The 21,685-nt window shown below is 36.6% G+C and carries 29 protein-coding genes; 1 reads left to right on the top strand and 28 read right to left on the bottom strand.

Annotation, left to right across the window (positions count from 1 at the left end):
* Positions 1 to 90: 90 nt before the first annotated feature.
* The 17 genes from HMPREF9071_RS11830 to HMPREF9071_RS10190 form a co-directional block, all read right to left on the bottom strand.
* Positions 91 to 1,653: a hypothetical protein gene (locus HMPREF9071_RS11830; RefSeq protein ID WP_009746577.1), complete on the bottom strand. Its 1,563-nt coding sequence runs from the start codon at positions 1,651 to 1,653 to the stop codon at positions 91 to 93.
* Between the two features lie 10 nt (positions 1,654 to 1,663).
* On the bottom strand, positions 1,664 to 3,052 hold the full coding sequence (locus HMPREF9071_RS10255; RefSeq protein ID WP_009746576.1) for a phage portal protein: 1,389 nt from the start codon (positions 3,050 to 3,052) through the stop codon (positions 1,664 to 1,666).
* Positions 3,053 to 3,054: 2 nt separating this feature from the next.
* Positions 3,055 to 3,390, bottom strand: coding sequence for a hypothetical protein (locus tag HMPREF9071_RS10250; protein ID WP_009746575.1), 336 nt, complete (start codon positions 3,388 to 3,390; stop codon positions 3,055 to 3,057).
* Positions 3,374 to 3,685: a hypothetical protein gene (locus tag HMPREF9071_RS10245; protein WP_009746574.1), complete on the bottom strand. Its 312-nt coding sequence runs from the start codon at positions 3,683 to 3,685 to the stop codon at positions 3,374 to 3,376. Before HMPREF9071_RS10245 ends, HMPREF9071_RS10250 begins: the two co-directional genes overlap by 17 nt.
* Before the next feature lie 19 nt (positions 3,686 to 3,704).
* On the bottom strand, positions 3,705 to 8,009 hold the full coding sequence (locus tag HMPREF9071_RS11825; protein WP_117601747.1) for an interleukin-like EMT inducer domain-containing protein: 4,305 nt from the start codon (positions 8,007 to 8,009) through the stop codon (positions 3,705 to 3,707).
* A gap of 5 nt (positions 8,010 to 8,014) precedes the next feature.
* Positions 8,015 to 8,806, bottom strand: a complete 792-nt coding sequence (locus HMPREF9071_RS10235; RefSeq protein ID WP_009746572.1) for a hypothetical protein — start codon at positions 8,804 to 8,806, stop codon at positions 8,015 to 8,017.
* Positions 8,806 to 9,978: a PBSX family phage terminase large subunit gene (locus HMPREF9071_RS10230; RefSeq protein WP_009746571.1), complete on the bottom strand. Its 1,173-nt coding sequence runs from the start codon at positions 9,976 to 9,978 to the stop codon at positions 8,806 to 8,808. Before HMPREF9071_RS10230 ends, HMPREF9071_RS10235 begins: the two co-directional genes overlap by 1 nt.
* Positions 9,959 to 10,444, bottom strand: a complete 486-nt coding sequence (locus HMPREF9071_RS10225) for a hypothetical protein (RefSeq protein WP_009746570.1) — start codon at positions 10,442 to 10,444, stop codon at positions 9,959 to 9,961. Before HMPREF9071_RS10225 ends, HMPREF9071_RS10230 begins: the two co-directional genes overlap by 20 nt.
* An 18-nt stretch (positions 10,445 to 10,462) precedes the next feature.
* On the bottom strand, positions 10,463 to 11,158 hold the full coding sequence (locus HMPREF9071_RS10220) for a hypothetical protein (RefSeq protein ID WP_009746569.1): 696 nt from the start codon (positions 11,156 to 11,158) through the stop codon (positions 10,463 to 10,465).
* Positions 11,136 to 11,825, bottom strand: a complete 690-nt coding sequence (locus tag HMPREF9071_RS10215; protein ID WP_009746568.1) for a phosphoadenosine phosphosulfate reductase family protein — start codon at positions 11,823 to 11,825, stop codon at positions 11,136 to 11,138. The genes HMPREF9071_RS10220 and HMPREF9071_RS10215 overlap by 23 nt, the downstream gene beginning before the upstream one ends.
* A gap of 18 nt (positions 11,826 to 11,843) precedes the next feature.
* Positions 11,844 to 11,978, bottom strand: coding sequence for a hypothetical protein (locus tag HMPREF9071_RS12615; RefSeq protein ID WP_009746567.1), 135 nt, complete (start codon positions 11,976 to 11,978; stop codon positions 11,844 to 11,846).
* Positions 11,979 to 12,061: 83 nt separating this feature from the next.
* Positions 12,062 to 12,535 (bottom strand): hypothetical protein, encoded by a 474-nt coding sequence (locus HMPREF9071_RS10210; RefSeq protein ID WP_009746566.1) that lies wholly within the window; start codon positions 12,533 to 12,535, stop codon positions 12,062 to 12,064.
* Between the two features lie 452 nt (positions 12,536 to 12,987).
* Complete coding sequence (locus HMPREF9071_RS10205; protein ID WP_009746563.1) at positions 12,988 to 13,299, bottom strand: SH3 beta-barrel fold-containing protein; 312 nt, start codon at positions 13,297 to 13,299, stop codon at positions 12,988 to 12,990.
* Complete coding sequence (locus HMPREF9071_RS12290; protein ID WP_009746562.1) at positions 13,296 to 13,448, bottom strand: hypothetical protein; 153 nt, start codon at positions 13,446 to 13,448, stop codon at positions 13,296 to 13,298. The genes HMPREF9071_RS10205 and HMPREF9071_RS12290 overlap by 4 nt, the downstream gene beginning before the upstream one ends.
* Positions 13,449 to 13,468: 20 nt before the next feature.
* Entirely contained in the window at positions 13,469 to 13,759 is a 291-nt protein-coding gene (locus tag HMPREF9071_RS10200) for a hypothetical protein (RefSeq protein WP_009746561.1), read from the bottom strand.
* Between the two features lie 65 nt (positions 13,760 to 13,824).
* On the bottom strand, positions 13,825 to 14,130 hold the full coding sequence (locus tag HMPREF9071_RS10195) for a hypothetical protein (RefSeq protein WP_162859683.1): 306 nt from the start codon (positions 14,128 to 14,130) through the stop codon (positions 13,825 to 13,827).
* A 76-nt stretch (positions 14,131 to 14,206) separates the two neighbouring features.
* Entirely contained in the window at positions 14,207 to 14,659 is a 453-nt protein-coding gene (locus HMPREF9071_RS10190) for a hypothetical protein (RefSeq protein ID WP_009746559.1), read from the bottom strand.
* A gap of 38 nt (positions 14,660 to 14,697) precedes the next feature.
* On the opposite strand from HMPREF9071_RS10190, the gene HMPREF9071_RS12285 reads away from it, so the two are divergent.
* On the top strand, positions 14,698 to 15,042 hold the full coding sequence (locus HMPREF9071_RS12285; protein WP_009746558.1) for a RepB family protein: 345 nt from the start codon (positions 14,698 to 14,700) through the stop codon (positions 15,040 to 15,042).
* Positions 15,043 to 15,103: 61 nt separating this feature from the next.
* Here the strand turns inward: HMPREF9071_RS12285 and HMPREF9071_RS10180 are convergent, their stop codons facing one another.
* From HMPREF9071_RS10180 to HMPREF9071_RS10140, 11 genes are all read right to left on the bottom strand, one after another.
* Complete coding sequence (locus tag HMPREF9071_RS10180; protein WP_117601774.1) at positions 15,104 to 15,349, bottom strand: hypothetical protein; 246 nt, start codon at positions 15,347 to 15,349, stop codon at positions 15,104 to 15,106.
* Positions 15,350 to 15,363: 14 nt separating this feature from the next.
* Positions 15,364 to 15,702 (bottom strand): VRR-NUC domain-containing protein, encoded by a 339-nt coding sequence (locus HMPREF9071_RS10175; RefSeq protein ID WP_009746556.1) that lies wholly within the window; start codon positions 15,700 to 15,702, stop codon positions 15,364 to 15,366.
* Complete coding sequence (locus HMPREF9071_RS10170; protein WP_009746555.1) at positions 15,699 to 16,352, bottom strand: hypothetical protein; 654 nt, start codon at positions 16,350 to 16,352, stop codon at positions 15,699 to 15,701. The genes HMPREF9071_RS10175 and HMPREF9071_RS10170 overlap by 4 nt, the downstream gene beginning before the upstream one ends.
* A gap of 15 nt (positions 16,353 to 16,367) precedes the next feature.
* A complete protein-coding gene (locus HMPREF9071_RS10165) occupies positions 16,368 to 17,111 on the bottom strand; it encodes a GIY-YIG nuclease family protein (protein ID WP_162859682.1) in 744 nt (247 codons plus the stop codon).
* A 264-nt stretch (positions 17,112 to 17,375) separates the two neighbouring features.
* Positions 17,376 to 17,813, bottom strand: a complete 438-nt coding sequence (locus HMPREF9071_RS10160) for a hypothetical protein (protein WP_009746553.1) — start codon at positions 17,811 to 17,813, stop codon at positions 17,376 to 17,378.
* Positions 17,814 to 17,834: 21 nt separating this feature from the next.
* Positions 17,835 to 18,131 (bottom strand): hypothetical protein, encoded by a 297-nt coding sequence (locus HMPREF9071_RS10155; protein WP_009746552.1) that lies wholly within the window; start codon positions 18,129 to 18,131, stop codon positions 17,835 to 17,837.
* Between the two features lie 10 nt (positions 18,132 to 18,141).
* Positions 18,142 to 19,518, bottom strand: coding sequence for a replicative DNA helicase (dnaB, locus tag HMPREF9071_RS10150; protein WP_009746551.1), 1,377 nt, complete (start codon positions 19,516 to 19,518; stop codon positions 18,142 to 18,144).
* A 15-nt stretch (positions 19,519 to 19,533) separates the two neighbouring features.
* Entirely contained in the window at positions 19,534 to 20,301 is a 768-nt protein-coding gene (locus HMPREF9071_RS12560; protein ID WP_253908278.1) for a DUF6291 domain-containing protein, read from the bottom strand.
* Between the two features lie 13 nt (positions 20,302 to 20,314).
* Positions 20,315 to 20,473 (bottom strand): prophage Lp1 protein 20, encoded by a 159-nt coding sequence (locus tag HMPREF9071_RS12280; RefSeq protein WP_009746549.1) that lies wholly within the window; start codon positions 20,471 to 20,473, stop codon positions 20,315 to 20,317.
* Positions 20,474 to 20,485: 12 nt separating this feature from the next.
* Complete coding sequence (locus tag HMPREF9071_RS12275) at positions 20,486 to 20,680, bottom strand: DUF6291 domain-containing protein (protein WP_009746548.1); 195 nt, start codon at positions 20,678 to 20,680, stop codon at positions 20,486 to 20,488.
* 91 nt (positions 20,681 to 20,771) lie between these two features.
* Positions 20,772 to 21,665, bottom strand: coding sequence for a site-specific DNA-methyltransferase (locus HMPREF9071_RS10140; RefSeq protein WP_009746547.1), 894 nt, complete (start codon positions 21,663 to 21,665; stop codon positions 20,772 to 20,774).
* Positions 21,666 to 21,685 lie beyond the last annotated feature (20 nt).

The raw sequence follows: 21,685 nt of genomic DNA, 5'->3' as shown, positions 1-21,685 counted from the left end.
CAGTCCCGCTCTCTGGTGGGCGTTGCCCTGCCTTTAATCTTAATGAGTGTGCAAATATACAACTTATTTTTGATATACCAAATATATATATTAAAAATACCTATTTAACATTCTAAGATGTTTTTTCTGTAAGAAATCTTTTTTGCTAATTTCTATAACCTTGTTGTATTTGTTAATCAGTATCAAGTCTTTCATACCATCACTATTACGATACACTTGTTCAACCAATTTTTTAAAAGTATTTAGATTACCTTTTTCCATTTTAAGGACTATTAAGTCGGCTTGTTTATATCCTTTTATTAGCTCTTCTGCTATGGTATTGTGATTGTCTTTTGCTGAGTGTTTAAAGTCGGCTATTCTATATTTCTTTTTGAATAAAGTAATAGCATCGGCACTACTTATCTTATCATATTCAGGCAATAGAGCGACAGACTTTCCTTTCTCATTGAGGGCTTTTGCCATTGCTAAGGTGTTATTTAGGCTTTCTCCTTTACCTCTGTGTAGGTCAAAAAGGACTGTTTTTGAGCCGTTTGTCTCGTGCTGAAAGACAAGTTTTGCCCTTTCATCGTCTATGATTTCTTGTAATAGTTTTTGCTTATCGGCGTTGTGTTTTATCTTCTTCAAACGCTCAATAATCACAGGTGAGAAAGGATCAAAGGCTACATAAGTACTCCTACTGAAAGGCTGTATTGCCTGTATTACTCTTTGTGATACTCCTTCGTTTTGTCTGTCTATACCCCACAAGAACATTGGCATACTCTTAGTCGTTGCAATTTTATCCTCGTTTTGGGCTATCCATTCCGTTAATTTAGGGTTGATATAAATTTCTTTCCCTGCTGTATCTTTTTTGAATACAGGGGTCATATAGCAGCGGCAATTAGGGTGGTTGCCTACCCATACGAAGTTCTTGGGATATATACCTTTCATCATCTCACAAATCTCACAGCCGTAAGGGTGCTTACTGCGCTTAATCTCATAACCAGCCACAATGTCCATAGCCTGCCAGCGTTCTATATCGGCGGTACGATAGGCAATGTTTATCTCTGTACGAGCTAAGCGTTCGGCGTTCTTGTATGCACTCCTATATACTCCTTGTCCTGAGCGATATTCCTTTGCTTTTTTTGATAGTTGTAGCACACCGTTTTTGTCTCGGTACTTTCTGAAAAGGGTATCTGGGTTTTGTAAATACTTTTTTAGTACAGATGTAAGCTGATTAGCTGGTGTTCCCTCGTGCATGGCTACATCTAATGCCATTTCTAACTCGGTACGGTACTGTTTGGTTAAGTTCCATACCCTATCAGACATCATACGCTTCTTTTCTTTCATCACAAGGCTTTGTAGAGCAACCACCCCTTTGGGTGAATGCTGAATGTCGGTGAATACATCCTTAAACTTATTCTTTGAGATATTATAATGCTTATCTATATAGAAATTCATCTTTTGAGAAAAAACATTATTAAATTTCTCAAAAAGGTTTTTCACTTTATTGTTGAGTACAGGATACAGCGCAAAGGAAAACAGCCCCTCTTTGATAGTCTGCAATCCATAATGAAGTACAATCATTTTAAGGACTTCATCAAAGAGTTTGAGAACCTGAGAAACATCCTTTTCAGTTTGGTTTTGGTGATATTCATTCCACTTTTCTAAGTCCATTTTTATCTAACTACTGATTGAACAAATCTTTCCCTTTTTCTTTCTGAATCTGAGCGATTTCTTCTTCCACTCGATCGGTGATACCTGCCAAAATAACACCCTCTTTAAGAGAAGCCACGCCCCCTTGTACAGCACTCACGGCATCGGCTATCTTTTCGGTGAGGCTGTCAATCATATAAGGAACAATTTCTATATTAACTTGCATTTGCATTACTATAGTTGCATACTTTGGCATTAAACTTGCAATAGCAGAGGTAAGAAAATTGATACGACGTTGTAGAAACTCTTCTACAGTCTCAGCGTGGTTGCTCACTGCCATGTGTGTCCCCATAAACATAAACTTGAAAGCCTTACCACTCAATGCGTTCCCTATACCCTGCAAAGCCTCAAAGGTGATTTGTGGGGTGTTAGTAAGTGCATAACAGCGGGATGTAAGGTTATCAAACTCTAACTTTGCCATTTCAGGAGACTGTTGCCAAGTGAGGTATGATACTTGAGCATCGTTTTCGAGCTGTATTATCTCGCTGGTCATTCCTTTGTTACGTACGCCTTTGAGTTCTCCTGAAGCTACTAATTTTGGGTAAAAATTGTAGTCAAGACAGTCAGCAAAATTAGATAAGAGTTCTTCTAATCGGTTACGTAGAGAGCGTATCTTATCACATAAAGGTCGTTCTCTCTTCATATAAATAACAGGTATTTTAGAAAAACCATGTGGGTACTTCTCTATTTGCGTACCATTGGAATAGATAGTAACCATTTTGTTATCAATCACCATTAAGCGGTTGGTCTGTATGCCTTTGCTGTCCGTCTTATTGTACTCACGAGAAAAAGCAATGAGGTCGCCGTACTCATCATAGTAAGGGTATAGTGTATCTCCACGAAAAGGCGACCAAATCATTGACTTTAGGCGATAGGTAGGATTTGAATTGTCTTCCTTTTCGGGTTTTACATACCAATACTCTGCTACTTCGCATTCGGCAAACCACGAACGAACAATACGCTTGTTATCGTATTGTAGTTTGTTTCGCTGATGAATATCGGTTAGTAGTTTTAGTAATTCCTCTTGTTGGGGAGTATCAGTATTAGATGTTATCTTTGGGGATGTCCCCACGGTAAAAGCGGTGTGTATATTGACGATGTCCTGTTCCAAGGGCAAAGCAAGGCGATTGACTTCTTCATATTTGAATTGCTTAGGGATGCGAATAGAGCCGTCAGGATTGACTTCTTCATCTTGGGTAAGTACCTTGCGCTTTGGTCTGGACTTCTCATTGAAAATATCATGTTTAGAGTAATCCCAATCTTTGAGTAAAGAAAGGGTGTCAGGTCTCTTAGCAGGGTACTTTTTAAGTTCTGCTATACGTTCATTTTCAGGGAGTGATAGTAATTCTTGTAAGGTCATAATTAATAATTAGGTTTGAAATAAGCAGTGAACCACCATATACCCCTTATTTTGAGGTAGTCAAGGTTGTTTTGGTTAGCATAGGCTTCCCTTTCAAAGATGATATTGCGGTAAGCCTTATCCCAATTGCGATAGCGTAAATACTTGAAAAGAAAATCAAGAAAATACCAAATGGCAAAGAGGAGTATCAGGGTCTCTACCTGCTGTCGCAAGTGGATACGCTCGTGATTGATAAGCTCTTTATCGTACTTATCACTTTCATTGCGAACGAAGATGAAAGGATATAGGGTAATTGCCCTATACCCTTTTGGCACGAGAAACCTATTTTTTCGTATCATTGGCTTTTGGTTTTTCGTTACTTTCTCCTTTGATGATAGCCGTGCAAGTGGTGTGAATGTGCTTTATCAAGTCAATATCCGAGAGTTGGAAATTGTTGTTTTGCATATTGAAATCGTGCTCGGTTACTGTTCCTTGCAAATAGGAATAGCTTCCTTGTGTTTCAATATTCTTCTGTACTGAAAAAGCCACTGCTTGTGGGTTTTGGTCTTTCTCAAATTCGTAGGAGTACATAACAGATATACCTTGTACTTCCTCTTTTGCGGTGATACGCGTTGTTTTTTGAATGATTTGCATATTTGTAAGTGTTTAAAAATTATCTTCTTAGAGAAACAATATAATAATTACCTTCACAAAAACGAAGTCTCATAGTATCTCCCCGAGCCATCTCTATATATCCATCACCTCCTTCTGCATGTCCTCCGTCATTATCTAATATATATCCATTAGCAACTCCTTGTACTACTATCTTGCTACCACCTACAGAATAAGCCATTATAATAGTAACTTCAAAGGTTACATTACTCTTTCCTGTTATTTGTATTATTTGACTGTGGTTTGGTAAATAGATAGTATGTCTGTTAGAAGCTACACTTGTAAATATATAAGTATGTGTATGTCTTATATTGTTAATTATAGCATAAGATTCAGCGAGCCCCATATAACCATCATCAAAGATAGCTCTTTGACCAATAGTAAAAATATTCCCATCTATCTTTTGAGCAAGTGAATATTTTTGAAATTCATTATCTGTACGTGGTCTTACTGTTATATTTGAGCCTATGGTATTATGATTTTCTCCTTTATAATTTATATCTAAAAAACCTCTTCTATTCTGGGTAATGATAGGGGAGGAACTAAGGTGTATTTCTGTTTGTTCATTAAGATTCTTCAGAAAAATCCCTGAGTAATTAATAGCATTTCCTCCTGAATTATTATCTCCCGAAAATAATTGTCCTTTATTGTCATTGTTCTCAGTGTTAATATAGAATTGTCCTATCCGTCCACTGGCAGCGTCAATCTGCCCTGATATATGTGCATTGGTAGCCCATAGTTCGCCGTTGTCATCTACTCTAAAAGGAGCTTGTTCTTTTTGAGAATATGGTTTGCCTGCAAATAAGCGAATAGAATTTCCTGCTAACCCCGCCCCATTGATACCTGCATTTCCTCCTAATGTATTTCCTACCGTAATAGCCCCTGTGGTAATGGTGTTTTTTACTATTTCCGTGCCATTAGTATAGTCAGCCCCTTTGCTAAATATACCATTGATATACTTTATATTGGCTTTTTCGGCTTCATTGATAGCCGCTGCATTTTTGTCAATGATACCTAAATCTACCATGGTATCCCATACATCTTCAGGTGCAGGAGACCAGTCGGTGGCTTTGTTACCGCGTTCGAGTTTAACCCATTCTATGGTGCTATCTACTACAACATTTGATGGATAAATCCAAATCCACAATTTTTTATTATTTGTGCCACCAATCCTCCAAGAAAATGTGTTTTTATATATACCATTACCTACATCTTTTAAAGTACTTATCTCAACTCTATCACCACTATTGTACAATGCAAATGCTGCTTTCCCCATGCCCAATTTACCTTTGATGGTTGCGGTTACTATTTCACCCTCTTTTAAATCAGTAGTAATATCATAAGTAGCAATGAGATAACCATTGTTTGTTATTTTTCTGCCACTATTGCGCAATAAATTACGACTACCAATATTCAATTCATCTACCTTTTGTTTTGCAAAATTTTTAGCTTCTTGTAGTTTCTGTTGGAGTTGTTGTATTTGTCGTTGTTCTGCCGCTGTTATTTTGCCGTCGGCATTCGCAATAGCTTGTGTTTTGGTAAGTTCTGCTTGCGCTCGTGCATATGCTTCTGTAGCATTTTTAGCGGTTTGCAACATACCATTAAAAACACTATTCATTCCTTGCGGTGTACCATTGATAATTTTAGTAGCAATCTCGGCATAAGGGGCATTTACTTCAGTAGATGTGTAAACCTCTATACCGTTGCCCTTGCCTATGTTTGGAATACCTAAAAAAGCGTATGGCATTCTTGATACAAATTTTGAATTGTCATCATTAGCCCCACAACGGATGAGAGCATTTTTCAATTCATCAGTACCTAATATATAAGGGTCTTCAAATGCTGAATCTCTTGAGACTAATGTAACTAATACATCACTATTAAGGTTTTTTAGCTTATTTGCTAATGCTTTTCTTTCTTCAGTAGCCCCATAAGTATCATAATTTTGCTTGAATATTATTTGCAAATCTGAACGGCGAATAACAGCGAGATATAGTCCCCTATAATTGTCAGGAACTATATTTTGTCCATTAATCTGAATAATAGGTGCAGCGTGTCTGTTTAATCCTGTACCTCTTAGGTATATCTCACCTTTGGCATTGTTTTCATTAGAATATTGTTTGAGTCTATTCTCTAATAATTGTAAATCAGGGTTAATAAGTTGTTTTATCTCGGTTTTGTTGCCGTCTGTTATTTTAAGATTGGCTTTGATTTCTATATGGTCATCAAAGAGGTGTATATACTGCTCTCCATTTCCTGATGTTATCTTATCGGTTTTGATTTGTCCACCTGTGATTTCAGTAAAACCATTGAGTTTAGCTATGCCACGCTCACCTTCGTATTCTGAATTGACAGTGGCATATAGGAAATGATAAAAGCCTGCTTCTTGCTCTATATCTATTTTATTCTCTGATAGGATAAACTCGCCCGTTTCAGCGGTTTTGGATGCTTTGATATAGAGGTAATAGGTTTTAGCCTTATCGTCTAATCTACCTGATACGAAAGCAGGAATATTCCAATACTTATAGCTGTTAGCATCACGATTAGGATTTATATCAGTAGTACCAAGTGTGAAATGTTTGAGCCACCCGCTACCTGCATTGATTTGCTTCGTGTTTTTATCAAAATACAATGCATGAGGTACAGTAATAGGATTTGTTTTAGAGGATACAAAAGCAAATTGAGTAGATTTATTACCTATAAGTGCCATCATCGTCTGTACAGTAGCAGGAACAATACTCTTGGTATATTCAGGAAAGGCTGCTTCTATCTGTTTGATGGTTTCTTGGGCATCACGCCAGCTTCTTTTAGTTAATGATTGTGTACGCTTATTGAGTTCTCCAAAATATACTTCTTGGTTTTGGAGTTTGCGCATTTCAGAAACAAAAGAATGCCCTTGTACCTTATTGGATAGCTCTATTTGTGGGCTATAGGGGTTATTTACATACTCTTTAAGCCCTACAATACGAATAGCCACGGGGGTACGTTGGAACTCGGTATCTGAAAAGTTGATGTAAGCACCCATTTTGAGACGACCTCCTACATTTACCCAGTTCTTTTTAGCCCATATTCCGTCTAAATCACCGGTGAAGGTGAAGAGGTCGGCGCGGTTTTCGTATAGGTATTTGCATGCTTCTTTCATCATCTCCCAACTTGCGCCCGTTTTTGTGTTATCATCGCAAATATAAGCATTAGGCATTTGCATATTATAGACGGAATATTCATCACCTATAGCAGGTTTGAATATATCATTAGGCATTGTTACGCCGTCTTCCTCTTTGGGTACGAGTTGAAACCTTTTTTGATTGTGGTCGTATTTCTGTACCTCAAACTCTCTACCTGAGAGCATACCGCTTTCGAAGTAGATAAGCATTTTTTCACCTTTGATTTGCATTGCATTGAAATCAAGGGCTTGAGGTATGGAAGTATCGGTAAAATCATAAAAGTGTTTTGCTTTATCAACTTCAAAAACTTCTGAAATTGTGCCTTTACGCTTAGGATATATATGAGACAAATCAAGGCTTTGTTCGTTGATAAAGCCGTTATTCTGTACGTTCTTGATAGCTATTGATAGCCCTTTTTTATCTGAAACGAATGTTACACCTTCATAAACGTACTCTTGTGATTTGGGTAAAAGGAGTTCCTTGTTTCCGTACTTTGAGCGGTCAATATTACGTTCTCCTCCTTGTACGTATAAGCGGGTAATACGGCTTTGCTCAGTGGTGCGACTTACACCGGTTTTGAAGCCTTTGCCTTTGCCATATTGGAGTGGTAAGGGATTATCCTTGAAATACTCTACCTTATGCAAATGAATTGTTTTGCCTATGATTTCGTATTCAGTCTCAAAGGCTTTAGCTATCATTTCCAACGCTTCAAGGCAGTTGTTATGACTGTATGATACGAGTTTTTCGGAGGCTTCTATACAGTTACCTACTTGCCAACCGCTATCTATCATATTAAGGCAATCCACTAATATCTGAATATGGTAGCGTGGGGAAGCAGTGAAAGGAAATTTGAGGGTCTTATCGTTGGGATTGCGGAACTTGTAATTCTTCAGGTTAGCGCCCTCACTGTCCATAGTAAGGGTATATTCAAAGTGATGTGTGTTATGTTTGACTATCTTAGCAGGTTGATTGAGAGTATAACGCTCATTAGCAAACTCGCACCAAGCCCCTGTAGGTATGTCGGTGTAAGTAGGCAAGGCAAAATATAAATTAAGGGTATGCTCGCCCATTATGGAGTGGTATCGGTAGCTCTCATCAGTGGGGAGGACATCTATATAGGTGCTGTTAAAGTGAATTTGCATATTCGTTAGATTATTGTTAGTTGTAAATCAAACTTAGACCAAATGAGTGAATTGTCAATATATAGTTCCGTTATTTTACTGTCTTTATAGATACAAGTGTACTCCTTTTCGTTATACTTGAGCGTTCGTGCATTAGGTTGCACTAAATCATAAAGGAAAGCATAATACCCTTTGAGAAAGTCGACAATGGGCAAACGCATAAAGCATTTGAGGGTTGCAACACGCTCCTGAAAGTGTACAGGGGTACTCGCTGCTATAAGTCCGCTCATTGTACTATTTTGGGCTGTGAAAGGCACTTTAGCATTTCCTGCTGCGATTATTTCTTGTTGTGAACCTTCTAATAGTGTAATACCATACTGAGATAAGTTTTTGCTGTCAATATAGGTTTCTACATTGTAGGCAGTAAGGAGGGGAGCTTGGTAAGTATATCCTTGTAATGGGCTATCATCGGAAAGACGAATATCGGCTACTATATAATTACCATTGTTTTGTACTTTATTGAGCCCTACCAATCGGAGCTTGTATGTCCGTTGTATTTGCTTAAACGTATAATCGGCATACACACTTGCTGAAAGGAGTGTTACAAGCTGGCTGTATTTACTTTCAGGTAGTAACAACTGTAAAGTGATTTCCTTTGCTGATAGTTTTTGGGTCGCAAGGTCATACTCTGTACCGCTTTCCTCTGCCCAATCGTTTTTATTAGGTGTCTTAAGGGCAGGGTAGGATAAGAGGCTTGCGAGTGAGCCTTCAATGAGTTGTGCATTCAGCGTTTGTATGTCAATATTATTAATTTTCATTAGTAAAATATACCTGTTAAGTCTTTCGGTTTGCGGTTTCTACCTAATATTTCTTCTAAGAATACGTAACGAGAGGCATCAATAGCATGGTTAAAAGCGTCAATGGGTACATTGAGGAATGCGCCGTCTTTGCTTTGGGCATAAGTGTAATTCTTGAACTCTTTGATGATGTTTTCACTTCTGCGGGTGATACATATTTCATACTCTAACATCTTGGTAAGTCCTTCCATAACCGATCCATGCCCTTTGGTTACTGCAGTGATGTTATATCCTGCATTCTTTATTTCCTTCACCAAGCGAGGGTCAGCACTTTCGGAAATGATTTTGTAGATACGATAGGGGCGAAGGGCTTCGATGATGTCGGTGGTAAGCATTTGCGTTTGGTAGCATATTTCATCAATATACACCTTGTTATCAAGGAAAGCGACTTCCACGATAGCGGTAGGGTCGTGAGTAAAACCAAAGTCAAGTCCTAAGTATCGTTTCTTTGCCCAAATAGGTATTTCCTCCACTATAGTAACCTTTTCAAAGATAAGTCCCTCAATCATTGCCTGCTGCCCTAATCCATAGACTTGCCACAAGGAGCGGTTTTTGTGCTGGAGACTCTCTATCTCGTCAATGACCGTCTGCTCCAAGAAAGGGTTATCCTTATAAGTGGATATAAAGTGATAGGTACGAGGGTCCTTGTTTAATTCGCACAACCAATGGTCATTGGAGAAAGAGGGATTGTAATCGACAATGGTAAATTGGGTAGTACGCATTTTTAGCTGTTGGAACTCTATAAACTTGAGTTCGTTGGCTTCATTCACATACAATACATCACGCTTGCGCCCTCTTAGCTTTTGCTCGCTATCAGTAGAAAAGAACTCTACCCATGAACCATTAGGAAAGGTGTATATCATTTCAGACTTATTGATACTGTCTTCATCAAATACATTTAGCTTGTACAATATCTCCTTGAAATCGACAAATACAGACCCTTTGAGAGCAGGCAGGGTAGCACGGACAATAGAAAGACGTGTCTTAGGGTAAGTAAGACAATAAATAATGAGCCAAATAAGGATATTGAACGTTTTCGAGCTACGGCTGGAGCCTTGTGCTGATACGGTGGTATATCCTTTCTTAATTGCCTTATCCACTTGGGTATATATGTTAGTGGTCTGTATTATCATCGTTATCTGTTCTTACTTGTTCCCGCTTGTCAATGACTTCAATGGTGATCCCTTGAGCGAGTGGGCTGCCAGCGGTGGTGATGTCCAGTTTGTCAATCACTCCATCTTCAACACGGAAAGTGGATAGTACTGTTTGCATGGCTGTCATACGAGTACGATAATCAACAGGCACTTCGCGGAATTGATTAGGTATTACAGTACCATCTTCATCAGTAAGAGGCTCACGAATAACACCCATAATAGCAACGACAGATACCAAGTTTGATACATCATTGAATGTGCGTGCTCGGTAGGCTTTTTGTACCATTTCCAATTCAGGATTTTTACGAATACGCCCATATACAGATGGATAGGTAACACCAAGTATTTCGGCAGCTTTGGTAGGTTGTCCATTAGCTTTGATAAGAGCCTGTTTAAGCTCCTCGTCAGTATATTTTTCATTATCTATCTTCTTACGTGGTTTCATATCAAAAGTTATTAAATGTTAATCTATCATGTTAAGGACGGTTTCGCCCTTTGCAAAACGTTCATCAGGGTCTATACCCATAATCTCACAGAATGCTGATTTAGCTTCGTATGAGGAAAAGGATAGTGTAATAAAAGCGTCTTCGTTCTTTTGTCGCTCTATAACTTTTTCCTTTACCTGCTGCTTCATCTGTTTGACTTGTTCCTTTTTCTCGTCGTAGGTAGGTTCTTCCTTTTGCGGTGTTATAAGGTCTTCATAAGTTTCTACTTGTGGAGCGTAGTCATTTATATCAACCACGAAATGAGAAAGCTCGTTAATATCGTAGTCACTTAATCCTAAATTGGTATAGTCTATATCGTTGATGTATTCAGCAACAAGGGAATAATCAGCACGGGTGTTGCCAAGTGCTTCGTATGTAAGTTGTTCTTTTTCTGTTTTTATATCAAATGCAACGGCTTCTACTTTTACTTGGTAATCAGTTTCAGGAGTGCCATCATACTTGTAATACATATCCATTGCTTTGATACGACGGTGTCCGTCTATAAGATTACCCGTTACCTTGTTCCACTTTATACCCCCATTGAAGCCTACCTTTTTGAGGTTGGCGAGTTGGTTTTTGATTTCCTTGTCGGTGTGTCTTTTAGGGTTGTAAGGATTTAGGTTGATTTGGGAACGGTTTATGGTGATAGTTTCAGATTGTTTTAGCTCTTTCATAGGCATATTCGTATAGTTTGCGTTCTACTAATGGAAATTCAGCTATTACCTTTTTCAGATCATTAGGGAAATGGTTACGAAGGAATAGTAAATAGTTAAGGTCGTTTATATCTGTACCTGATGATTGGCTATTACCATACTTTTCGGGAGTGATGAGTTTTTCCGCTTTGATGTATTCTATTATGTTATTATTCTTGTAAGTGGAAAGCGGATATACTTTTTTGTTCTTTTCATTGATAGCCTGCTCCTGATAAGTACGAAGCATTACACGTCTATTCATACTATCAGATTGCTTAAAGCCGAAAAAAGCCCACTTTATAGATGTTTTTTCTCGTATGTTATCCGTAAGGTCTGAAAGGTTGTAAAGGCGTTGTTTTTCGTTTTGAGCATGTCCCAAGTGTCCAGTTTTGATGTAAGAGAATACAGCAAAATGAGGTATTTGAATGATTTGTGCTTTTGGGTATTTCTTATTGATGTAGTGCATATAGCGTGCGATGTGGTCGAGGTCTTTCACTACATACATAAATACGCACACTACCTTTTCAAAGTGAGGATATAGCAAATTTAGCAAGGCAATACTATCCTTACCACTCATAGAGTGAAATAGTATCACCTTGCTGGTTTTTTGAGCAATTTGCTCGATGACTTGCTGGGCACGGTTAAGCATAAGCTAAAAAAGATTAGATTACTTAGCAAAAGAAGCACTTAACCTTTGGTTTGTTCTACCAAAAGACGAAAGTTTGCCGCTTTCATAATCTTTTTTAGTCTTGTAGACTGTTCTTTTACCATCTGCCCATCGTACTGCATAAGGTTCACTCATAATTGAAAGATATTAAAGTTAAACAATAAAAAAGGTCTGCAAGCTATTACACTTACAGACCTTTGTAGGTTCGTGATTTATTATTATATACCTTTGTGGCTGATGATTTTACCCATAACAAGCACAAAGAAAGCGGGTACTTCGTCTAATTCTTTGCCCTCAAACTGTTGCCACTCATTATCATAATCGTGAAAGTCAAAGCAACGATTAAGAAACTCAATATCATCTTTCACCATTGAGCAGGTATTAATACCGTCAAGCTCTACTACCAAGTTCCACGTTTTATTGTAGTTGGTGAAAAAGATGTGCCTAATATCGTCTCTATAGACTTTATCAAACTCTAATATACCGTTTTCGTCTATACCTTGAAAGTCTGGTTCTTTGAGTTTCTCTTGGTACTCTTTGTACTTTTCTTGGTCGATAAACATTGAAATATATTTATCTGAAAAGGTGCGTATTTCTACTTTCTTTTTACCATTGAGTATATCAAGGGCATTTTCTTTTTTCATTATAAGATGGTACGCCTCTACTGATTTGCCATTTATCTCTATTGTCATTTTTTTAATGTTTTATATTAAGGTTGTAAGTGTTTCACTATTTCAAAGACCTTATACACGCTTTATGTACAAGGCAAAGGTACGATATAAGCCACAAAGGGCTACTATAGTTGTTTGTGTAAAGTTTGTTCTTTCTTTGAATTTTTTTTGAATTTTTATATTATTTTAGGTACAAGCCGATAATCATAAGGGCGAGGGTAACAAAGAGGCTCACAAGCCACTTGATAAGGTCTAATTTAGTTTGTACTAAATCTTCTTTTGTGGCTAATTCTTTATACATTTTCAGTTACATACTCAGATATATAGGTAGTAAGTGCCTCAGCGGTTTCTTGGTTGAGCTTTTTACTTAGTAGTTGGTATAATTGTGTTATAGTGATAGTCATTTCTTTTATTTTAGTTAGGTGCAAAAATATGAAAAATATTTTAAAAACCCTTCTCTTTTGAATAACTTTTTATGCTATATCTAAAATGTTAAATTTGTAGAATGAGCGCCATTCGTTTTTTACTGTATCAAAGTAGGTAAAAAGATTCTCATTAGGTTTGCGGTTGGTAGTGGTAGCAGGTGTGTTTGCCAACGTACCAAAGGCTTGACGAATTGAGCCATCTAACTTCTTGTAGTGAAATTCTACGATTTGGCTTTTCATTTTAGCTTTGAGCTTGATATTTGCCCACGCTTTTTTAAGGCATTCTGAAAAAGAGTACCCTGTTTGCTTGAAAAATTGCCATGCGAGGCAAAAGACTGTTTTTCTATCTGTATTTTTCATTTTGATTTATTTTTTAATAATTTTTGCCATTGTCCATAAGTATAAAGTCCAAATTTATTTCGTGCTTCATCTATTGAAATATTGAATTTTAGAATTGCTTGATTTAAAAAATTCTTATAATCAGCGCAGGTTGGTAATTTATTGTCCATTTTGGTAGGTGTTTTAGAAGTTAATAATTAAGATAAATATTTGCAACGTTCTCATAATCGCATTTTTTTAAATATTCAAGCTCTCTATGATAGTTTATATCTTCAAAAAGTCTTTCAATAAATAGTGCTTTTTGAAAGTTATTATTCATAACAGCTTTTTCGTGCTCTAAGATATATTTTATAAGTTCAGTAAAAGTAAAACCATAATTAATAGTTTTAGCTGTTTTTCTTACTCTTTTAAAATCGTTTTCAGAAAGTTCTATTTTTTGAATTTCTGATTGATAATTTTTAATTTGTTCTAATGTTAGCATTGTAATGATTTTTATATATTATTATTGAAAATTTGAGCCTTTTTGCGCCTTGCTCAGGGCTGTGATTAGAGTTCTATTACATCTGAATATTCTTGATATTTTTGCTTTAACATGGTAAAATACTTGATAAACTTTTGTTCATTCTCTTTTGAGAAAGTACCCTCAAGGGCGGGGCATTTAAGGTCAATATTAAGGGCATTAAGCAAGCAATTAACGCAATCTTGCAAGGTCTCATTAAGTACTTTCATGGCTTGGTTACTGCCATATTTGTATATGCCCTCGTTAAGGTTATTAAGCGTTTGTTCAAGGGGTCTTACAAAGCTAAATTGTAGCATAAGGTATGTAAATGCAGCATCTTGTTTTTTGTTCATTGGTTTCATATTCATTTTATTTTTGATTGATTTTTAAGATAGAAAGCAGTTTTTAGACTTGCTTAGGTCTGTGTTTTTAAAAACCTTTTCTTTGCATAAGCATTTCAATTTTTGCACGCCCGCGCTCGGCGCTTGGTACTTCTTTGACTTTTAGAAAATCTTCTTTAAACTCTCTTACTGCTTTTATTGCATTTTCACAAGCTAAAACCTCTATAATCATAGGTGCAAATTTTCGTTTGCCTTTGTTGCAGAGGGCGTTTTTTTCAAGAGATGTTTCTCTAAGAATGTAGTTTTCATAAAACTCTTTTTGCATATTTACAGGTACTATATATTGACTATTTTTGAGTGTGTATACATCATTTTTACTTTTTCTATCAGCTATGATAGTAACAGGTATTTTATTGACAGTACCTTGAAAAAGGGTGATTGTACCATCTTCATTTTTTACAACCTTGTACCCCTCTGTTAATGCTTTGTAGTTGTCTTCTGTATAAACATTTGTACCAACTTTAATTACTTTAGCTTTCATATTCGTATATTTTTAATTAATGTTCTTATTTCATTTTGATGGTGCAAAGGTATATACTTTTAGCTACACTTATAGTTAATAAAATCATAAACCTTTCTATATGTAGAGTTAAATGTATATACACATATATTTACATTAAAATATATATGTACCTTTGCAAAAAAATAAATAGGAGCATGGCACGAGAAAGAATAAAAGGAAAAGCCTTAAATATTAGGGTATCTGAGGAGTTTATCACTCTACTAAAATTGTTATCCGAGAAGAAAGGCATGTCGCAAGCTAACCTAATAGAGTACCTTGTACGTAAGGAAGCAGACGCTATTCAACTCAAGGAGAAGTACGAGCAGGAGAGGGGAGAAGGAAAAGAAAGCACCACCCCTTAGCTTAGGAGTGGTGCTGCTGTTGAAAAACATTAACCAAAAATAGATTAAAAACGAATATCAATTACAATATTTTTGCTTCTACCTCATGGAATAGTTGTTCGTATTCCGTGATGTATAGCATGTTGTTATGCTCCTTGCGGTAATAGGCAACACTTGCAGGGGAAATTCCTAAGTACAAGGCTATTTCCTTCTGTGAGGAAAAGGAGTGTTTGCAGGCAAGTCCACAAAACAGTTTTAGATAAATAACCCTGTCTTTTATGAACTCAAGAGTAGTATCCTCGATGGCTATTTTAATTTTTTCAAGCATGGGCATAATACTTTTTATTCTTGTATCTCCTTAGTGATAATCTCTTTAAACTCCTCAAAGGAATAGCATACATAGTAGGTATGCCCCAGAGCTTCTGCTTTTTGTTGGAAGGTTTTTTGATTAGGAGTTTGCTTGTTTCCTTTTACCTTCATCTCTATATAGAGAATCTTCCCATGAGGGAGTAATACAGTCAAGTCTGCTACTCCTGCGAGTACTCCTTCTGCTTTGAGTCTTTTTGCTTCTATGGAGTTGCGAGAACCTCCGTTGGGAGTAGCGTAAATAATGAGGTTCGGATACTGGAGCCTGAACCACTTAACGCATTGGGTTTGTAGGGTACTTTCTTGGTGTTTCATAAGGGTACATTACTTTTTATTGTCACTTTAAATTTTTTGCCCTTGTACTCTTTTTTGTAGCGTCTTATAATTCTTCTCAAAGAGACTAATCCAAAGGCTTCTTCTACTTGAATCACTATCTTACGAGTTACCATAGATAGGTTTTTAGGAGCAAATTCAAAATCCTTGAGGTACTGTATATTTTTTAAGGCTTCGTCTTTGGTTATCATACCTAAGTCATAATTCATAATATGCCCTATTACATACATAGCAATTTGCCCATAACGACTGAATAATGGGACTGAGTTATTATATTCTACATCGGCACAAAAGGCATACACACCTTGAGGGTTAATCTTTAGTGTGTTAAGAACCCCTTCGTATGATTTCATCTCCTCAGTGAGGTTAATACACTTATCTGCCTGCTCATTCTTATCACAGATAAAATCTTGAGGGGAGGTTTGTCCTCCGAATACTTCATTTATCATATTGGATATATTCTCCGCTGTATGATAGTCATTCTTCGCCTTCATTAACGATTGGTTCAAACAACGGAGGCTATATAAATGAGCCATCTTAATAAGTAGGTATGCTCTCATTATACGAAAACTCCTCTTTAATTGCTTGTTGTTTTTGCTCTTTATCTTGGGGGTTAGTACGTCTGTTGTCATTAGGCTGCTTTGTAATTAGTAATTACCCTTAGAAGTTGTTTGTTTAAAATCTTTTAATACTGATTTTAGAGTTTCGTTGTCAAAAATAAACCATTCTCTTTTATACAGATATTTTTTATATTTTTCATGTAGTTCAGTTTCTAAATCTCCCATCATCTCACACACTAATTTTATATCAGGGTTATATAACTCTAATTCCTCTAATCGTCTATTAACATCTCGTGATTTTCCTATCTTATATTTATCTCCTGATTGAAATAAGTACGTTTTCATAACCTCCTTTTTAGGAAGCATTGCAGGAACGTCAAAGCAAAAGAAGTTGTCTGTATCTAACCCTTCCAAATCCGCACTAAACATTAATTCTACAAAGAACATGGGATGTAGTTCTAAGGCTAAAAGTGTCCAAATATATGGGTTACAAAAAACTTCTTTGTTATCACCTCTCCCATACGTCTCCCACATTCCTATAGATTTCAAAACCTTAATAAGTCCTTTATCATCAACTTCTTTCAGGAAGTCGTCAATATGTAACTTAACAACTCCTATTCTGTTTAATGTTATGTAAATTGTTTCCTTAAACCCTTTATTATTGACTATTTCGTGTATGTTTTTTTCTTCTCCGCCATATTGCATACGTGCCTTTTCATATGCTTTCATAAGGTCAGTAACAGAAAGACTTTGTCCGTTTTTAGTGTTTTGTTTGATAATTATGCCGAATAAGTTGCGGTCGGCACTCTTCATTATGATATTGGTTTTCATAATTGAAAATACGATTTTTATTGTTAAATTCTTACAAAGTGCAAAGATAAGAAAAATATTTGAATTATCGCTATAAGTTATCAACATAACTATTTGGTAATAGGTGTTTTGCATTGTTAAATTAAGGGTGTTTTTACACTTGCAAAAACGATAATAAATATTATTTTATTTTGTTAAATTGTGATTTTAGAGCAGGTAAATAAAGAGGGTAAATATTTTGCTTTCACCCTCCTTATAACTTCATTTTTTACTCATAAAATACTATTAATTTAGCATATTATAGGTTTGTATGAGAGCTTTTACAAGGGCTTCACGGGCTTCTTTGTAATCGTCAAAATCACTTTTACAATCTATCGTCTTACCTCTTTCATTGCTTATTACATAGCAATAATAACAACCTTCGTCAAACATAGACTGATTATCAATTTTGATAAAACTTACAAAACCTTTCTCTCTGAACCACTCAAAGACTTGTTCCCAAGTGGGGCATAGAATACATAATAATGGAGCTTCCTCATAAGGTTCTAAGTCCTCAAAATAATATTCAGATGTATCCTCAAATACCTTATCTAAATCCATTTTGAATTTTATTTCATCGCTTTTACGATATACAAATAGACATTTTTCATCAAAGCCTATTCGTTCTAACATAAAGGCTATATCAAAAGGGACAAGCCAATTGGGGTAGTTGTTATTTTTCATCTTTCACAAATTTACCGTTAATCATTTTTTTAGTTGCTCCTTTCTCAATCCCATGCAATAGGAGTAGTAATTAATATTTACATCATGCTCAGAGATGTAATAATACCACTCTACAATTTTCCTCACAGGTTGATTGCTCTTGAGGTCAAAGTATATATCCGAGATACTGAAGAAGAAATCAGAAATGTAAAACATGTCTATACGATCCCCTCCAACTGAATAATCAGGGATTAAGTCTTGTTTCTTGCAAAAAGCTTTTAGTAGGTCCTTAGTGGCATACTCAAAAAGAGAAACTTCATCTTGTTTTTTTGTTCTCATTGTTTAATTCTTAAAATGGATTGTTATTTTTAGGGTCAATTTTTGGGAAACTATTTTCTTGATAAGTATTTATACTTACGTTTCCGTATCGTTCAAAAAACCGCATATAGTGTAGCTGACAGCCGGCAATTACACGACCTACAGAACCGTTACGAAACTTAGCAATATTAATTTCTACTTCGTTATCTGTAGGGGTGTTATCCTCCCATTGAGGAATTTTATAATATTCAGGACGATAGAGAAAGAGTACATTGTCAGCGTCCTGTTCTATGGCACCTGATTCACGAAGGTCAGAGAGTTGAGGACGTCTATCTGTTCTTGAATCTACAGAACGAGAAAGCTGAGAGAGGGCGACAATAGGAATATCCAATTCCTTAGCCAAGCCCTTGAGAGTACGAGATATTTCACTAATCTCTTGATCTCGCGTCCGTCCCTTAAGAGGGTTGCTAATCAGTTGCAGATAGTCAATGTAAATAATTTTTACTTTCTTATCTCTTACCCACTTCTTTGCTTTGATTTTCAAAGAAAGCAAGGATAAAAAAGGCTCTTCATCAATATACAAAGGCAACTTATTAAACGCTTCTCTATGTTCTACGGCAACCTCCATTTCCGAAGGAGTAAGGGTGCCAGAGAATAGTTTACTACTGTCTATCTGGGCAAAGTTAGCAAAGAGCCTTGAGGTAAGCTGTTGCGCACTCATTTCAAGGGAAAATATTCCTACAGGGTAACCTAATCGTGCTTGATGAAGGGCGTCATTCAGTGCGTATGCTGTCTTTCCCATAGCTGGACGTCCTGCTATAACCGTAAGATCACTCATCTGGTAACCATTGAATTTCAAATTCAAATCACGAATAGCCATAGGTACCACTTGACGTTCTGCTCTTGTCTTTAGGACCTCTGTAAGATAATCCCCTATCTCCTTCGGTTGTTTGATAGAAAGCCAATCGGAAACTTTATCAAGCTCCTTGTAAGAACTATCCAACAGCTCAAATATATCCATGTCCTCATCGTAGGCTTGCTCAGTGAGGTGATAACCTACTTCAATACTCTTGCGCTTGACGTACAACTGCATGAGAATAAGCGCATGTTTGTAAATATGTGCTGAAGAGGATACTTTTTCAGTGAGTGCAACAAGATAGGCACCCCCTCCTGCTTCTTTGAGTTTGCCTTTCTTCTGCAAGGCAATCCGAACTGTTACTAAATCAACTGGCTGTGAATCCTTGTAAAGCGAAAGGATAGCATTATAAATCAATGCATTTTTTTGATTATAAAAAACATTTGTATCCTTAACCACCTCTACAAATTCAGAAACTCCACGATTGTCTATAAGCATACCTCCCAGTACAATCTCCTCAAGATTGAGGTCATTAGGCATTTGTCTTATCATTTCCGTTTTTTTTAATTAATAAATTATCTCATTTCCGCTCTCATCATAGCGAAAGCGCTTAGGAGCTGCTACGGGCACTTGTGCTTGTTGCATGGGAGGTCCTGTTGTTTCTTTCCTTCGTGTTTCCCACGTTCGTACAGCTGCCTTCCAATCCTTCATCGGCTGACTCCCTACTCTCCAACCTTTGGAAGCATAGAAATCACAAAACTGCTGTCCTAAAATGCCATTCTTGCGCTCCTCGCAATATGTCTGTACTTCTTCAGGGGCAGGGATAATAAATTTTTTCCGCCCGCCGCTGCTTTGTGTTTCTGGAGTAGAAGGAGTCTCTATGGGAGTTTCTACAGGAGAATTCTCTCTTTCCATTTCCGAATTTGCGCAGTCGCTTTTCTGTTTCTCTTTTTCTAAAAGAGAAAATTCATTTACATTATCATTTACATTTACATTTACATTAAGGGGGCTTTTGCTTTTTTTGCTTTTTTTAAAAACCAATTGGTTTTTTTGCTTTTCTTTACTTTCTTCTAATTCATTGGTTTTCAACGGTCTTCCTCCTTTCGTTCCTGCCTCTTTTCTCTTTTCTTTGATTGATATATACTTTTGTGTATCCCTATCAATCGTTTGCTTTACAAATCCGAATGCTACCTTTGCAAGTGGTTTTAGTTCAATCAAGTTACCATAAATGGCATATTCCGCAATAGCCTGATAAACTTCCAACTGAACCTCACTTGGCAAATCCCTAATAACATTCAACCAATCTTTGTAAAAAACAAATGTTTCTCTTTCCATTTCTTTTTGGTTTTTATAAACACTTCCTTTCAAAGGTTAAAAGAACTCTTTTCAGAACGATTATCTCTCCTTTCACAGAGAACTCCCCCGAGATAGCCAGTATTTTATCGTCTTCAAAAATCCCAACGTCCAAAGGGAAATAATCTAATCCTTGTTTATTTGGTCGTGCCATATTGATATTGTTTTATTCGCTTATTTTGTCAATTTCACACTTGATAAGCAAAAATACCGCTCTTGATTGTGGCTTGAGGACATCCTCCCAATCCTCATCAGCAAATACATAGTGCAATATTGCCATGGTTACTTTTGATTGTTCTGATCTGGGGAGGTGGCACATGGCTTCATACCAACTCTCCTTAAAAATTAAATCTTTTGACATATTTTTATCTATTACTTGTTATCTGTATAAAGCCCTCTCCTTGAGCAAACTCACCAAGTACAAGCGAGGGCTCATAAAAATGAATGAGTACTTAGAATAACTTAGGTTGCAAATTTTCAATACGCTGTTTCCCTTTCTCAAAATATTCTTTGTCTATCTCAGTAGCAATGCCTTTCATACCCATATTATACACCACTTCCATACAACTCATACTTCCTGCAAAGAAGTCGGCTACTACTATTTCATTAAGAGGTTTATCTTTTGGGATAACCAGTGCTAACAGACGCTCTAAGAGGCGAACGGGTTTTTGAGTGGGGTGAAGTCTATTAAATCTTTCATAATTCACTTTGATAATAGAGCGTTCTCGCATTCCTTCTTTGATAGCTTTCAGGCACATTGTTGGTATAGAGAATATACCAATTGAATTTTTAGAGATCGTACACCCACTGGTTTTGTCATTTCTTTTTTTGCTTATATTGATATGCCCCGTTCTCAAGTATTCTTTCATGTAATCTAACTCCTTAGTATTATTCAGTGCTGACTTAATTCGGTTAATATCACCCACCAAAGTATCTATATTGTGCTGTTTTACTTCTAAGTAAGGGACTTTTACATCTGCATTAATACTCCCTTTTTCTTTTGTGTATATAGCAATTGTCTCGTGGAAGCGTTGTATTGGTAAAGTCGGCGCAGTAGAAAATCCCTTATTCCAAATCACCTCCTCCTTAAACACAAACCCCAATCCATCTAACATCGTATTCCATCTATAAAAGGAAGTACCACGACCAAACATCACAATAAAGCCTTTCTTTGTAAGTAACCGCTTGCATTCGGCAAAAAACTTGTGCTCTTCAAAAGGGCGTTCCAGCTTTTGGTTTTTGAGGTACAGATAAGGCGGGTCAATGCAAATCACATCAATACTCTCATCGGCGAGGGTTGCCATTACCTCTAAGTTATCGGCATTGTATAATTGTATATTATTCATTAGCTTTTTTTGATTTGAAA

The organism is Capnocytophaga sp. oral taxon 338 str. F0234, assembly GCF_000192225.1.
GTDB lineage: Bacteria > Bacteroidota > Bacteroidia > Flavobacteriales > Flavobacteriaceae > Capnocytophaga.
Note: the sequence above shows the minus strand (reverse complement) of the source record. Positions and strands in the feature narration are given on the sequence as shown.